Below are 15,489 nucleotides of genomic sequence, written 5' to 3'. Positions count from 1 at the left end.
CAGGTAGTGCAGAACACAGGGCCGAATAGAGGAGACATAAATCAGTTCATCGCGCAGGCTCCACTGGCGTGTCCGTGACCCCACTATGGACGATTGCCCGCTTCAGCCACCTGTGCGGTCCAAGGAACGACCTGCTCGCTCAGGGAAAGCCCCAGGCCGGGGCGCGTCGGCACCAACATGCGGCCTTCGCGCGTTTCGAGGCGTTCGTTGAAAAGTGGCTCGAGCCATTCGAAGTGCTCGACCCAGGGCTCGGTCGGATAAGCCGCCGCCAGGTGCACGTGCAGCTCCATGGCAAAATGGGGAGCCAACATCACCCCAGCCTGTTCGGCCATCGCGGCGACTTTCAGATAGGGGGTGATACCCCCAACCCGGGGAGCATCGGGCATCAGGAAATCCGCACCTCGCAGCCGGATGAATTCGGCGTGCTCGGCGACGCTGGTCAGCATCTCCCCCGTAGCGATCGGTGTGTCGAACTGTTGCGCGAGCGCAGCGTGGCCTTCGGCGTCGTAGCAGTCCAGCGGTTCTTCGATCCAGGTCAGATTGAACTCCTCGAATCGCCGACACATGCGCTGCGCCGTCGGACGATCCCATTGCTGATTGGCATCCACCATCAGCGGGAAGTTGTCGCCGAGGTGCCTACGCACAGTACTGACTCGCTCGACATCAATGGCGCAATCAGGCTGGCCGACTTTGAGTTTGATGCCGCCAATGCCCTTTTCCCGCGACAGGTCCGTATTTTTCAACAGTTGGTCCAGCGGTGTGTGCAAAAAGCCACCTGAGGTGTTGTAGCAACGTACCGAGTCACGTTGCGCGCCCAGAAGACGAGCCAGAGACAGGTTGGCACGTTTGGCTTTGAGGTCCCACAGTGCCACATCGAATGCACCGATGGCCTGAGTTGACAAGCCACTGCGGCCAACCGAAGCTCCTGCCCAGCACAGTTTGGTCCACAGCTTTGCAATGTCGCTCGGGTTCTCACCGATCAACGCCGGCGCGATCTCCTTGGCGTGGGCAAATTGCCCCGGACCACCGGCCCGTTTCGAATAGCTGAAGCCTAGGCCCTTATGGCCATCGACCGTCTCGATTTCGGCGAAAAGAATCGCAATTTCAGTCATCGGTTTCTGCCGGCCCGTGAGCACCTTGGCGTCGCTGATAGGGTTGGCCAGGGGCAGAAAGACCGAGGAGACCTTGACGTAGGCGATTCGGTCGCCGTCGGATGATGTGTGGTTTTGTTGTTGTCCAGGCATGGTTTGTTGTCCGAGCATGGTGCTTTCCTTGTTGTGAAAGTGGGTTATGCGTCATCAAGAGCGTGCATGAGCCAGTTAGCTCTTCAGTGGCTCGGATACAGGCGTCGGCGAGTCGTTGAGTTCGTCGATGTCCATGCGCTTGAGCGGGCCAACGATGAACAAGTAGGCGAAGGCGCCGAGCAGCCCCATGGCAGCCACATACATCAACGCCGCATCGAAGGAACCCAGCTGAGTGACCAGCACGCCGATTGCAATCGGGGTAACGATGCTGGCGATGTTGCCGCAGAAGTTGAACATCGCGCCGCTGATGCCCATGGCACGCTTTGGCGAGACATCACCGACGATGCACCAGCCCAGGCAACCGGCGATGGGGGGAATAGCCGGAACCAGACCGACCTTGAGCATGGTCATGCCCTTGGCTTCGATCAGATAGGTGGGGAACCAGGTCAGGAAGAACCAGGTAATGGAAGTCAAACAGAACTGACCCAAGTAGATACCCAGCATCATCCGATTGGCACCAATGGCGCGAACATTCTTCCAACTGAAGGGCGTCTTGGCGTCGCCGATGCGGGTGTCTTCACTTTTATTATCCTTATTGTGTTTGTCGCGGTGCGAGCTTGACGTCGACTGCATGAAGACCGAGTGATTGCGCAATCATTTCAAGATCGAAAAAAGTCATTCTTGCCTCGCCCAGGATGATCTTGCCGAAAATCCTACGCTGATTGCGCAATCATTCAAGAGCGCGTTCGTCGGTTTTCAGACAAAATGAATTAGGTGCTTTGTCGATCGACCAGGGTAAATCCAGTGTCGATTCGAACGGGCGCAGTGCTGCCGGCCGGGTAGTGGAAGCGCTCCAGCAGTGCTCTGGCAATCTGATCGCCAATGCGTTTGCCGTCTACACACACTGTCGACAGCGCTGGATACACATGGGCAGCGCTGCTCAAGTCGCCGAAGCCCATTACCGCCAGGTCGGCGGGCACGTGCAGACCACGGCTGGCGGCCTCGGCGAGCACACCTTGAGCGATGGTGTCAGAACTGCAGACCACAACGTCAGGTGTCGCCCCCTGCTCGAAAAGCTGCCGCAGGCCCGCACGACCGACTTCCAGGGTGGCGGGCGGTGTCATGATCTGCATCGGGACCTCGGCCGCACCCTGACGCTGCAACTCGGCAATCAGACTCTCGCAACGGCGAAGGCCGCGTGGATCGCTGATGGTGATCACTGAAAAGCGCTTGTAGCCTTTGGCGAGCAGGTGTACAGCCGTAGCTTTCCCTACCTCTTCGTGGGAAAACCCGACCAGCATGTCCAGCGGCTCCTCGCTCAAGTCCCACGCTTCGACTACCGGAATACCCGATTGGGCCAGACGCAGGCGGCTGGAGTCGGTGTGCAGGGTTCCGGTCAGGACGATGCCGTCAGGCCGACGACCGAGGACGGCTTCAAGAAGCTTCTCTTCCTGTTCGGCAGAGTAGCCCGTCAAGCCCAGCAGGGTTTGATAGCCTGCCTGGGCAAGACGGTCCATCAAGGCTTGCACCGTGTCGGCGAAAATGGAGTTGGCAATGGTGGGCAGGAAGATCGCCACCAGCCGCGACTTGCTGCTCGCCAGCCCCCCGGCCAACATGTTGGATACATAACCGGTGACGCGCACCGCTTCCAAGACTTTTTCCCTCGCCTGTTTACTCACCACTTCAGGGCGATGCAGCGCTCGGGAAACGGTAATAGGGGAAACGCCAGCAATCTTGGCCACATCGATCAAAGTCAGGCTCGACGCTTTCTTGCGCTCAGAGACGTCGTGGGTGGCGGACTTCGTGCCAGGTTTCTTTGCCATCGGGTTTCCGGATTCAAGGGCATGACATGAAAGCGATGAGTCAGGCGTAATGCAATGAAATGATTAATCAACGTATTGCGGGTGTGATGACGTTCTATCCTATACGCGGCTCATGAAGGCCGCTACGGACAAAAGTTGTTCAAGCAACTTTAACACCGTGTTCACTGAGCAAGGCTCGGTGAATGGTCAGGGCGATTCCCGTTGCAGTTCCTGGTCTTGTGGTTTTAGTGAATGCTGGCGACATGCATAATTGACGGCGCCAGCCCTTTGCCAGTACTGTCCCGAGTTACAGGGGTAGCAAGGAGCCTTTCGCTAACGCTTACCCATCTTAACTGTCGTTTGGAGCAAGGATGCAAGGCGCACTATTACGTAGTGGCAAGAGCGAGTCATTCACTGCGCTTGGCGAAACAGGTCAGCCAGTGTACCGAGCCGCATTGCAATTACTCGAAGCGATTCGACGCAAGAACCCCACGCTGGTCGAGCACCTGGCAATCCCTCAAAGCGATGAGCTGGGCAACAAGATCGACTGGTACAGCAGCGTCGACGGCGATGTCATTCCCTGGAGCGCAGCAACCGAAGAGGAACGCGCGCCTGCTCGTCTGCAGCTGGAAGCACTCGACGCTGCACTGAAGCAATTGAGTGAACGCTTTCTGGGCGCGGACTCTGTCCAGCAGCAAGGCGACAAAGCGGTTTTCGGCAAACTGCTCAAGCGCGTCGTTCACTTCCCTGACGAAAATTTCGTCTACCTGGTCGCCGGCAAGCCGGTCTTGACGTTTTGGGGCTTTCAACACGCCAACGCCGACCCGGGTCGTAACCCGCTACGCTGTTTGTACCCACCTGAAGACACTGTAGAGCCAGCCGTTACACCTGCGCCGGCGCCTGTCGTCGAGCCGGCGGCATCCATGCCGGTTCGCCGATCCTGGTGGCGGCGCTGGTGGTGGCTGTTACCTCTTTTGCTGCTGCTATTGCTGTTGTTGCTATTTGGGCTGCGCAGCTGCGTACCGACTTTGGCAATTCCAGGCATGCCAGCCCCGGCTTTGCCAGAGGTGTCTTACTTACCTAGCCTGCCCCATGCAAAGCTCGATGGCGCTGGCGAATTGAACGCACCCGTTGTCGACCGTAACGGCGCGGTGACCAATGAAGCCGGCGGTGCTGCGCCCGATCCGCACAAAGCCACCAACATCGAGCCCCAGGCGCTGCCTCCGGTATCTGCACAGGACGCGGTCGCGCAAACACAGCCGACACCAGCCGACGAGTCCGCCGGAAAGCCCGAATTCAAACCTACACAGGCGGCTGTCGACAAACCGGCTTCGCCCTTGAGCATTCCTGAAAACGCGCGAGACGGTGCTGCAGACTTCCTCGACGGTCACTACCGGGCAGGCGCAGGGATTCAGGATCGGCGCACCGGCAGACCGCTACGTCTGGAATATCAGTTCAAGGATGGCAGGGGCGAAGTCACTGTTCGCCAGGCGAACGGCGTCAGTTGTTCCGGACCGGTTACGGCGGCGATGAACAACGGAAATCTGTCCATCGAAAGCAGCGCCCAGGCCGCCTGCGGCGACGGCAGCACTTACGACATGCCAAAGATCGAATGTGGGAAAGGTGCCAGAAACATCGCTGATTGCACCGGCGGTTATGGTACCGAGAAATTTCCCATGTCCATGCGGCAGTTGACCGAATAAGACTGGAAGAACTGACATGTTGACTGAAGTTACGCAATTCGAAGATACCGTTTCACTGGTCAGCGACACAGGTGTCCAGTTCCTGGATTTCGCGTTGCGGCTCGACGTGCGAAAAGAACAAGCCGGCGAGTTCGCGCCCATGACCGATGGGCTCATCTGCCGGTTGGTCTACAACGAAGAAAAGGACTTTTTCTTCTACGAACCAGAGGCCGAGAGAATCGAGAAGACCAAACCGGTGTTCAGCATCGACATGCGCAGCAGTCTGGAATTGCTGGACGGTCTCTGGTTACCGCTGCCGTTCTTTCGGTTCATGCCGCCCCACCGCTTCGATGAAGGCCCAACCAACTGGGCCAGGATGCGTATTGTCAAGTTGCCGGTACCTGACATCGATGGCAACAGCCACCGTCTGACCATGGCGTTCGACAGCCGCGTGATGCCTAAACGCGACGGCACTGCCTATCTGGCCCCGAACGAAGAGGACATCAGCTCGGGTGTGTCTTTCAAGTTGGCAACCAAAGCGCGCGAAACGCGGTGGTTCCTGGCGCAGGGTTGGGTCAACGAATGGTTGCTGGAGGTCTTCAACGAGGGCAATGCACACCGCTCTCGCGAAGAACTGGACATCGACATACGTGCCGGTCATCACCTCGCGCATTACCTGAACGTGCTGAGCCTGCTCGGTAGCGCTACGCATGCACGTCAGCAAAACAAGACCCGGGTTGAGATTCCCGAGTTGAAAGTAGTCGCCAACGACAGCAGGGGCCAGGTCAAGCCGATTCCAGTGGATCTGGTGCTCGATGTCGGCAATTCGCGTACCTGCGGCATTCTGATCGAGAACCACGGCCAGGCAGGTTCCGGGCTCAAACAGAATTACGTGCTGGAGCTGCGAGACCTCATCACGCCGGAGCACACCTACAACCAGCCGTTCGAAAGTCGCGTCGAGTTTTCCCAGGCGTACTTCGGCAAAGACCACTGTTCGGTCAAAAGCGGGCGACACGATGCCTTCCAATGGGCAACGATTGCCCGTGTGGGCAGTGAAGCCAGTCGACTGGCCAGTCGCCGTCGTGGGACCGAAGGCTCAACCGGGCTTTCCAGCCCGAAACGCTACTTATGGGACGAAAACCCGTACGGCCATGGCTGGCGTTTCAATTGCTCGTATATCAAGACCGACAACGAGCCCTATGCCACCGCCGCACCATTTTCACATCTAATCAACGAAACCGGCGAAGCCCTGTACACCTTGGATGACGACGACCGGTTGCCAGTGTTCATGCCGCGTTACTCGCGCAGTTCTTTGATGACATTCATGCTTGCCGAGGTCCTGGCGCAGGCACTGTCGCAGATCAACAGCCCCGCGCAGCGTTCGCGTCAAGGCCACACCCGTGTGCCGCGCCAGCTCAAAAGCATCACCCTGACCGTGCCGCCTGGCATGCCCCAGGCCGAACGCAACATTCTTAACGAGCGGGTGCAACAAGCTATTGGTCTGGTATGGAAAAGCATGGGCTGGCACGCTGGCGAAGAAGACCCGCAGACCGATGAACTCACCCCACCGCGTACACCGGTACCCAGCGTCCGCGTGGAGTGGGATGAGGCCTCGTGCGGTCAGCTCGTGTATCTGTATACCGAGATCAACGAAAATTTTGCCGGACACCCGGAGGAGTTTTTCGACACCCTCGCCCGTCCGGATAAAACCGATCGCGAACGCATCACCCTGGCTACTATCGATATCGGCGGTGGCACCACCGACCTGGTGATCACCGACTATCGTCTGGACCGTGCCGGCAGTGTGGGCAGTGGCAGCAATGTCCATATCGTGCCAGAACAGCGCTTCCGCGACGGTTTCAAGGTGGCCGGCGACGATATCTTGCTCGACGTCATCCAGGATTTCGTGCTGCCCAGCTTTGAAAAAGCGCTGCTCGGCGCGGGCGTCCAATCCCCCGGCTCGTTGATGTCGCGCCTGTGCGGCGATGAAACGGCCAGCGCACAAGACATGATTCTACGCCAGCAGTTGAACCTGCAAGTGTTCACACCCCTAGGCCTGGCACTACTCAAGGCTTACGAGCAGTACGATCCAGAGACCCCTGCGGACATCTGCGTTCATAGCTACCGGGACCTATTGGGCGACAAAGCGATTGGCCAGGCCGTACTTGAGTACGTACAGGGAGCCGTACGCCGCGAAGTCGGTGCACTCTGTACGTTCGAGTTGTTCGATACATCGATCACCTTTGACCTGCAGAAGCTGCACGCGGCGTTTCTCAACGACCAAATCAACATTAGCAAAATTCTTGGTGCGTTGTGCGAGGTGATCTTTCACTACCCCTGTGACGTACTGTTGCTGACCGGTAGACCGTCCCGGCTGCCTGGTGTACAGGCGTTCATTCGCAAAATGCTGCCGCTACCCCCAGGACGAATCCTGCCGCTGCAGAACTATCGCACCGGCGGCTGGTACCCGTTTCACAAGAGCGGCTTGATCGACGACCCGAAGAGCACAGCTTCCGTAGGGGCGATGCTGTGCCTGCTGTGTGCCAACCACAGCGTGCCGAACTTCTACTTCCGGTCTTCAGCGCTCAAGCCCTACTCGACAGTCAAGCATATTGGCGTGATCGACTTGAACAACGTCATCAAAGACGCCGATGTCCTTTACCGCGATGTTCAATCCCACGACGGCAAGATCCAGCTACCGCTGGTGGGTACCGGTGATGACGCCGACAGTCCACAACTGGAAATGCGCGGCGATCTGCGCCTGGGCTTCCGCCAGCTCGCTGCCGAGCGCTGGGCGGCATCGCCGCTGTACACGCTGCGTTTCACGGCGGCAGGTCGCGACAAATTCTCCAGGGCCGTCGGCACCGACGATCAGGCGCCGCTGCTCAAGGTGCGGTTCGAAGTCAAAGCGCCGGACAAGCACACTCGCAAGCATGGACTGGTCAGCGACCGATTAACGGTGGCGGGCATTGAATCCAATAGCAACAACGTCAACTTCAACCCGCGCAGTGACCTGGAGCTGGAACTCAACACCATGCTCGACGCAGGCCTGAGCGAGACCAAGTATTGGCTCGACAGTGGAAGTGTGAAACGCAAATGAGCGACCTGAGCAAACAACAAACCGAGCTGGCAGCCAGCTGGGCTGCGGTGCATAACGGGGCTGGCCAGGCGCTGCAATGGATCGAGCAGACACGCGCCAATGCGCCGCGCCTGGACGGTGAAGCCGACAACCTCAACGTACGTCTGCATCGCGCCCGCAATCTTGCGGGCAATCTGGAGCGGGTCGCCAGTACGCCCATGACGATTGGTTTTTTCGGCCTTTCCCAGGCAGGCAAGTCGTACCTGATTTCGGCGTTGGCCGCAGGTGAAAGTGGCCAATTGGAAACGCGCTTCGGTACCGAGACTCTGGACTTCATCGCCCACATCAATCCGGTGGGTGGTGGCAAGGAAGCGACCGGGCTGGTCACGCGATTCAGCCGCGCGGCATTGCCGAGCCCGGATCCGGCGTTCCCGGTAGAACTTAAGCTATTCAACGAGATTGAAATTGCCAAGATTCTGGCCAATGCGTGGTTTAAAGATTTCGATCTGGAGCAGATCGAGTACGAAATCGACGAGGCACGCATCCAGCGGATCCTCAAGGCTGTCGAAGGCCGGGAAAGTCCTGTGGACGTGCCTGGCCTCAGCGCCGATGACGTGGTTTCGCTATGGGACTACCTCAACGATAATTTCAAAGGCTCGGTCAAGAAACTGCAGCACCTGTACTGGCCGCAGGTGCTGCGCCTGGCGCCACGCCTGAGCGTTCAGCAGCGTGCCGAGGTGTTTTCGATCTTATGGGGCGAGCAACCCGCGTTGACCCGCGTTTACGAAAAGCTCAGTGCGGCGCTGGCCAAACTGGGTCACCCACGTGCAGTGTTCGTACCCCTTGCTGCATTGGTCAGTCGCGACGGGCACGGCGACTACAGCCAGGCCGACAGCATCATGAACGTCGACATACTTAATCGGTTCGACACCAGTGCCGACCTGTCGATTGACGTTCGGCCTCAGCGCGAGGGGCGGTTGGGCGCCAGCACGTCAGTCACCGTGGCGCAACTGGCTGCGTTGACGACCGAGATGACGTTCTGCCTGATAAATGAACCCAAAGATGCGGTGGTCAACACAGTCGACCTACTGGACTTCCCCGGTTATCGCGGCCGAATGAAACTGCGCGAACTGAAGGACTCCAGCGGTGCTGACGACAATGTGGTTGCACAGTTGTTGTTGCGCGGCAAAGTCGCTTACCTGTTCGAGCGCTACACCGATTGCCAGGAAATGAACGCTTTGGTGGTGTGCACTGCATCGGACAAACAAAGTGACGTTCCGGATGTTGGCCCTGTCCTCACCCGCTGGATCGAAAAAACCCAAGGCGTGAATGCTAACGAACGGAGCAAACGCCCAGGCGTCGGTTTGATCTGGGCACTGACTATGCTCGACAAACGTATCTCCGGCGCACTGAACACGCCGGCCAATATGCTCGATGCCGGCTGGGAAGGTATGGTCAAGCTGACCATGATCGAGCGATTCGGCGGCTTCCCCTGGATGACCGACTGGGCTGGCCTGCCCTTCCAGAATACTTATCTGGTGCGCAAGCCGCGCATGGAAACACCTTTCATCGAGCTTCATGGCCAGACAGGCGACGAGTTGCGCATCCTCGAACGCTCACAGGAGCGCATCGATCTGCTAGGCCAGACTTTCAGCGCAAACAGCTTGGTCGGCAGGCATATCTACCAGCCCGCGCAGGCGTGGGCAGCGCTGCTGCAAATAAACGATGGCGGCATCAAGCGCTTCAGCGAAAGCTTCAAGGATGTCGCCAATACCGAGTTCAAGCTGTCACGTATCCGCGACCAATTGACCGAATGCCTCGAAGATCTCACCACGCACGGCCTGAGCAGTTGGTATCAGTGCGACGGTGACGGCGCGATGGCGGCCAAACGCAGCCAGGCCCAGTCGATTCTGCAACACGTAGGCAGGAACCAGGCAATTGTTGGCGAATTAATCGACAACCTGCAATTGACTTCCGATGGCGTGCGCGATCTGTATCTCAGCGGCATTTATGAGGAACAAAGCGCACACGCTATTGAGGACGTTCCACTCGATACCCCGCCAACCAGCCTCTACGGCAATAGCGGGGGCTTCGACTTCGCCGATTTTGGCGCGGCTTTCGATGCAGACGACGGCAATAATAATGGCGCAGAGCCTTGGTCGGTCGCACCTGAATTGGAGGGTACCGATCATCGCTTCGCCAAGGCTGTGTTCAACGCCTGGATCGCTCATCTTCGTGAGCTTGCCAACCGACAGAATTTGCTGAACCTGCTAGGTCTGAGCAAACCGGTCATCGAAGCGGTGGCCGACGAACTGATCACTGCAGCTTACCGACAGAATGTACCCGGACAACTGACCAAAGCCGTATTGAAGCGGGCTCAGAGCGGGGCGCGCCGCGATCAATTGGTAGAGCGTCAGGTACTTGAGGTGCAGCTGGTGTTGCGTGATTTCGTTTCGTGGTTCGGCTTTATCCAGACACCTTTAGAGCAGCGTCCGAAAAGTCTGGTAGGAAGCAAAGACCACCTCTATGCGTTTTACGGCGATGTGGTACCGGGGCAGCTGCCGGTTTTGCCGGCGCAACCGGCCAACCAGGCGAAACTGTTCGTCGGCGATTGGTTGTCAGGTCTGGCCGCACTTACTTTGGGCAACGCAGGTCACAGCGCGGGCCGGGAAATCACATCCGAACAGAATGAACGGCTGGGCCATGTGCTCGCCGCGTTGAAAGCGAGATAAGCGATGTCGATTCGAGTTGATCTATTGGGCCTGGAACCCGCCGTGCCAGGGCAGGCCTGCCTGACGGTGAAGAAATGGCAAGGCTCCCACGAGCGTCTGGAGTTTTCCATCCAGCGCAACCAGGATGGGTTTTACCTGCAAGAACACAAGCAATGGAGCAGTAATCCATTCTGGTTCAAGGTGCCACATTTCAGCGAAGGGGCCAGTGGTGAGTCGCTGGAAACTCTGGTTGGCCCCGACGTTGTCGATCCGTTACTCGAAGGCAGCGCCAACTCCAACTTCCAGATCGAGCTGCGCGAGCAAGGATTGAGTTTTAGCGACCGTGGCGTGGTCCGTCCCGGAGCAGGGCTGCTCGCGTCCAGCGCGGGTGGTGAAACCCGAGGTATCTATGGCGGCATTGACCTGGCCACCCCGACGGTGCCAAGCGAGCCGCTGGACATCCCGGCAGTGCCTGTAACCGTTACGCCCACCACGCCTGAGGTCGAGCCTCGATCCGAACCGATTCAAAGCAAGACGGTGGAGCGACCTGCAGTCGCACTACCGCCGCAAAAGAGCCGGTTGCTGCCGATCATTCTTGGCTTGCTGGTATTGATACTCGCAGCGGCAGGCTTCTGGTTTTTCCTCAATGGCAAAACCCAAGCCCCTGCGACGCCGGAAGTTACTGTCGAACCCGCGAGGCCCTCGGCGGTTGCCGCGTGCACTTTGGAAAGCATGAACAGCCAACCTGAACTGGCCTTCGTTCAAGCATGCATCAAGCAGGCGCCTGCCAGTGCCGAGTTATTGAAGATCATCGAGACGGCGAAGGCCAGCAAGCATTGCGGCATTGCCCAACGTCTGTACGCCAACCGCTCGCAGGCAGGCGATCTATTGATCGCTACTGCCTACGCCCATGAATACGACCCCAAATACCATCAGCCCAGCGACTGCTTTGCCGAACCGGATAAAGCCACCGCCGCCTATTGGTACGAAACCATTCTTGGGCTTAAGCCGAACAATGCCGATGCCAAGCAACGTTTCGAGGAGCTCAAGCCATGAGTGCGTTTCAACGCACGCTGGGTAGCTTCGCGCTAATGACGCTTTGTGCTGTCGGTCCTTGGGCCTATGCGGCCGATAAACCGCTGATTCAGGCCGGCAAGAAAACCCTGTTCCAACGTGTCTTGACCACGCCGGGCTGCCAGTTGAGCTCCGCTGCCGGCGCCACGGATGGCATCGCTCAACCGACCTTCAGCCGTTTCTACGTGTACGAGCGCGCACAGGCGGCCAACGCGGAATGGCTCAAGGTCGGGGCGGACAGCTACGGCAAAACCATTGGCTGGCTACCGTCTGCCTGCACCGTAGAATGGAAGATGCAGCTGACATTGGCGTTCACCAATCCCGCGAACCGTGATCGTCTGTTGTTCTTCAAGGAACGTCCGACGCTGGAAGGTATACTCGATGCACCAGATCCTGTGAGCAAGGTCGCCCCGCTGCGTGCCAAGCTCAAGCAAGGTGCGCTGGCCCCAGGCGTTTTGGCCCAGGAGCCTGAATATTTCGTCGACATGCAGAAGCAGTTCTATTTGCTACCGGTATTGAGCGGCGAAGAGGTGATGACTGAAACGGGTTTTCGCACCCGCATTCTCAACGTTGCGTCGGTCAGCAAGACCGATGAAAAACCAGCGACGGCCAGCGCTGGTGCAGAGACTGCAACCGGCGCAGCAGGTACTGCCAACACCCCTGCCCCGAGCCAGTTGAAGGAGTTCAGCGCGGCTGTGGTGTTCGTCATCGATTCGACCATTTCCATGGACCCGTACATTGATCGGACACGGGAAGCCATTCGGAAGGTCTATCAACAGATCGAAAAAGAGAACCTCGGCAAGCAGGTGAAATTCGGTCTGGTCGCGTTCCGCTCCAGCACCAAGGCCGTCCCCGGCCTGGAATACGTGAGCAAAATGTACGCGGATCCCAATCAGGTGCAGGACAGTGCTGACTTCCTGGCTAAAGTGGCGGACCTCAAGCAGGCGAAGGTTTCCAGTGGCGCCTTCGATGAAGACGCTTACGCAGGCGTCATGCACAGCATCGACAAAGTGGACTGGAGTCAATTCGGCGCGCGCTATGTGGTACTGATTACCGACGCCGGCGCGCTGGAAGGCACTGACAAACTTTCCAACACGGGGCTGAACGCCGATCAGGTGCGTCTCGAAGCAGCCAATCCAGGGGTTGCCGTGTACACGCTGCATCTCAAGACCCCAGCGGGCGTCAAGGATCACGCTCGGGCGGAGGCGCAATACCGCAATCTATCGACTTATCCGGGCACCAATACCTCCCTGTACTACCCGGTGAATGCCGGAGATGTCCAAGAGTTCGGCCGCAAGGTGGACTCGCTTGCAACCGCTATCACCTCTCAGGTCAAGGCCGCTTACAGGGGCGACGAGGCGATAGGCAGTGCAGCGAACGCCAAGCAGGATCCCGCCGATAAGAAAATGCTGGAGGACGCAGCCCTGATCGGCTATGCCATGCAACTGGCCTATCTGGGTGAAAAGAACCAAACCCAGGCGCCGCCGGTGTTCAAGGCATGGATCACCGACCGCGATTTGATCAAGCAGAACATCCCCACTACAGACGTGCGCGTGTTGCTGACCAAATCTCAGCTCAGTGACCTGAGTGACGTGATGAAGCAGATTCTCGACGCCGCCAACGAAGGTCTGATTTCACCCACGGACATGTTCGAAAAATTGCGCGCAGTGGCTGCGACCATGGGTGCCGACCCCAACCAGCTCAAGCAAAACAACAACGCCAAGGTCGCAGAGCTGGGTGTGCTGGGTGAATACCTTGAAGACCTGCCCTATCACAGCGAAGTGCTCAATCTAGATGAGGAGACATGGAAAAGTTGGGACGGACTTGCGCAGGAAAAATTCATCCGCAACCTGAGCACCAAGCTTCGCCATTACCAGCGCTATAACGCCGACGTCGACCGTTGGGTCGCCTTGGCCAAAGACAGCGATGCAAGGGACAACGTCTATCCAGTACCCCTTGAAATGATGCCGTAGCGAGATCGTTCAGCCCATGCTCGACATTCAAGATTTGCTTGTGCAACGTGGACACGGTGCACAAGCCCACCGTGTGTGCCTGCCAAGCCTGCAGCTCGGTGCCGGCGAAATCCTCGCGATCACCGGGGAAAGCGGCTGTGGCAAAAGCACCTTGCTGGAGGCAATCGGTTTGCTGTTGGCACCTTCACAACTGGGGCAATTCCGGCTCGGGCGCGATGGACTGGACATCGGGCAGATGCTTGCGGCAGACGATCAGGCCGCGCTGACTCAGGTCCGCTCTCGTGATTTGGGTTTCATTCTGCAAAGTGGCGGCCTGCTGCCGTTTCTCAAAGTGCGCGACAACATCAGTCTGCCGCGCCGCCTGCTCGGCATGAGCGAACACAGCAGTCACGTAGAGGGGGCGATCGGTGCGTTGCGGCTCGATGCTCTACTCGACAAACTTCCACACGCGCTGTCCATCGGCGAGCGGCAGCGCGTGGCCTGCGTGCGGGCGATTGCGCACGAACCGCAGTTGCTGTTGGCCGATGAGCCGACCGCAGCGCTGGACCCGCACAGCGCCCAGCGTTTGTTCGAGCTGCTGTTGAGTCTGGTAGCGGAACTGGGTCTGAGCGCCTTGGTGGTGTCCCACGACTGGGCGCTGGTCCGGGACTTCGGGCTAAATCGCATGGGCGCCATCAGCCATGCCGGGGAGACACGCTTTGAACCTATGGATTGATAGGCTGCGTCTGCTTTGCAAGCTCGCGGTCGAAGATCTGTGGCACGACCGCAAAGTTTCGCTCTGTATCGCAGCGTCCCTGGTCGCGGTGATCGCACCGTTGCTGCTGTTGTTCGGGCTCAAGCACGGCGTGGTGAGCCAGTTGCAGAATGAACTCATGCGCGATCCGCGCAATCTGGAAGTGAAGATGCTCAGCAGCGGCAGCTTCGACGAGCCATGGGTTATTCGCTTGCAACAAATGCCCGAGACAGGTTTCGCGATTGGTCAGACCCGTTCGCTCAACGCCCAGGCTGATTTGCAGATCGGTCTGCAGCGGTTTGTCGAAAACGCAGAAATTATTCCCACTCAGGCCGGCGATCCCTTGCTGAACACGCCAGCCAGCTCGCTGCAGGGCAACGATTTGATCCTGAGCGCTTCCGCCGCACAACGCCTGCAGGCCGAGATCGGCAGCAGCGTTCGACTGCGGGCCGCACGCCGCCTGGATGGCGTCAGCGAACTGGGCGAAATCAACCTCAACGTCGTGGCAATTCTAGATGCCTCGCGCTTCGGTCGCGCGGCAGCTTTCATCGCACCGACCCTGCTGCTATCGCTTGAACATTTTCGCGACGGTTATCAGGTTCCGGCGTTCGGCCTGAACTCCGGCAGGCCGTTAGGCGCGCTCCAGCCGCTTTACGCGCGGGCCAGGGTGTATGCGCGAAATATCGACAGCGTGGCCGCGCTCGAGCAGTGGCTGACAGGACAGAACATTCAAACATCGAGTCGGCTGGCCGACATAGAAAACGTGAAAGCCATCAACCGTGTGCTAGGCCTGATTTTTGGCGTCATCGCAGCCGCCGCGCTGACCGGCTGTATCGCCTCGCTGGTCGGCGCGTTTCTGGCCAACATCGATCGCAAGCGCAAGAGCCTGGCAGTCCTGCGTCTGCTGGGGTTCAGCAGCCCGGCCGTCGCTGGGTTCGTGATCCTGCAGGCCGTCATGCTGAGCCTGGTCGGCTACGCTGGCGGACTGGCGTTCTACCTGGCGGGCAGTCGATTGTTCGATCAATTGCTCGGCATCACTCAGAGCACAGGCGCTTTCGTCTGCCACATCACGCCCTGGCACGCGCTTACCGCGTTGGTCCTGTCCCTACTTGTGGCTGTCCTGGTCGCCCTCATCGGCGCCGTTCGAGCTATCGGTATTCAACCCGCGGAGAGTCTGCGTGAACTTTAAAC

10 protein-coding genes are annotated in these 15,489 nt (G+C 58.6%); 7 read left to right on the top strand and 3 right to left on the bottom strand.

Features of this window, described 5'->3' with window-relative positions:
• Positions 1-83: 83 nt before the first annotated feature.
• The 3 genes from IFT98_RS02800 to IFT98_RS02790 all read right to left on the bottom strand — a co-directional run bounded on the left by IFT98_RS02800 (position 84) and on the right by IFT98_RS02790 (position 3,067).
• Positions 84-1,244 carry an L-talarate/galactarate dehydratase gene (locus IFT98_RS02800; protein WP_192047575.1) on the bottom strand — a complete coding sequence of 387 codons (1,161 nt, stop codon included), beginning with the start codon at positions 1,242-1,244 and terminating at the stop codon, positions 84-86.
• A 75-nt stretch (positions 1,245-1,319) separates the two neighbouring features.
• Entirely contained in the window at positions 1,320-1,877 is a 558-nt protein-coding gene (locus tag IFT98_RS02795; RefSeq protein ID WP_244650813.1) for a hypothetical protein, read from the bottom strand.
• A gap of 137 nt (positions 1,878-2,014) precedes the next feature.
• Positions 2,015-3,067: a LacI family DNA-binding transcriptional regulator gene (locus tag IFT98_RS02790; RefSeq protein WP_192047399.1), complete on the bottom strand. Its 1,053-nt coding sequence runs from the start codon at positions 3,065-3,067 to the stop codon at positions 2,015-2,017.
• A 350-nt stretch (positions 3,068-3,417) separates the two neighbouring features.
• Here IFT98_RS02790 and IFT98_RS02785 point away from each other — a divergent pair, with 350 nt between their 5' ends.
• Genes IFT98_RS02785 through IFT98_RS02755 form a run of 7 tightly spaced genes read left to right on the top strand, consistent with a single transcriptional unit; the run spans position 3,418 to position 15,487 of the window.
• Positions 3,418-4,749, top strand: coding sequence for an SrfA family protein (locus IFT98_RS02785; RefSeq protein WP_192047400.1), 1,332 nt, complete (start codon positions 3,418-3,420; stop codon positions 4,747-4,749).
• Positions 4,750-4,765: 16 nt separating this feature from the next.
• Positions 4,766-7,828, top strand: a complete 3,063-nt coding sequence (locus IFT98_RS02780) for a virulence factor SrfB (RefSeq protein ID WP_192047401.1) — start codon at positions 4,766-4,768, stop codon at positions 7,826-7,828.
• Positions 7,825-10,539, top strand: a complete 2,715-nt coding sequence (locus IFT98_RS02775; protein WP_192047402.1) for a putative virulence factor — start codon at positions 7,825-7,827, stop codon at positions 10,537-10,539. The genes IFT98_RS02780 and IFT98_RS02775 overlap by 4 nt, the downstream gene beginning before the upstream one ends.
• Positions 10,540-10,542: 3 nt before the next feature.
• Positions 10,543-11,574, top strand: coding sequence for a hypothetical protein (locus tag IFT98_RS02770; protein ID WP_192047403.1), 1,032 nt, complete (start codon positions 10,543-10,545; stop codon positions 11,572-11,574).
• A 35-nt stretch (positions 11,575-11,609) separates the two neighbouring features.
• Complete coding sequence (locus IFT98_RS02765; RefSeq protein WP_192047576.1) at positions 11,610-13,565, top strand: vWA domain-containing protein; 1,956 nt, start codon at positions 11,610-11,612, stop codon at positions 13,563-13,565.
• 16 nt (positions 13,566-13,581) lie between these two features.
• Positions 13,582-14,280 carry an ABC transporter ATP-binding protein gene (locus IFT98_RS02760; protein WP_192047404.1) on the top strand — a complete coding sequence of 233 codons (699 nt, stop codon included), beginning with the start codon at positions 13,582-13,584 and terminating at the stop codon, positions 14,278-14,280.
• On the top strand, positions 14,264-15,487 hold the full coding sequence (locus IFT98_RS02755) for an ABC transporter permease (protein ID WP_192047405.1): 1,224 nt from the start codon (positions 14,264-14,266) through the stop codon (positions 15,485-15,487). Before IFT98_RS02760 ends, IFT98_RS02755 begins: the two co-directional genes overlap by 17 nt.
• Positions 15,488-15,489 lie beyond the last annotated feature (2 nt).

Source organism: Pseudomonas sp. CFBP 8770, assembly GCF_014841705.1.
Lineage (GTDB): Bacteria > Pseudomonadota > Gammaproteobacteria > Pseudomonadales > Pseudomonadaceae > Aquipseudomonas.
This window is presented reverse-complemented; position numbering and strand designations above follow the sequence as displayed.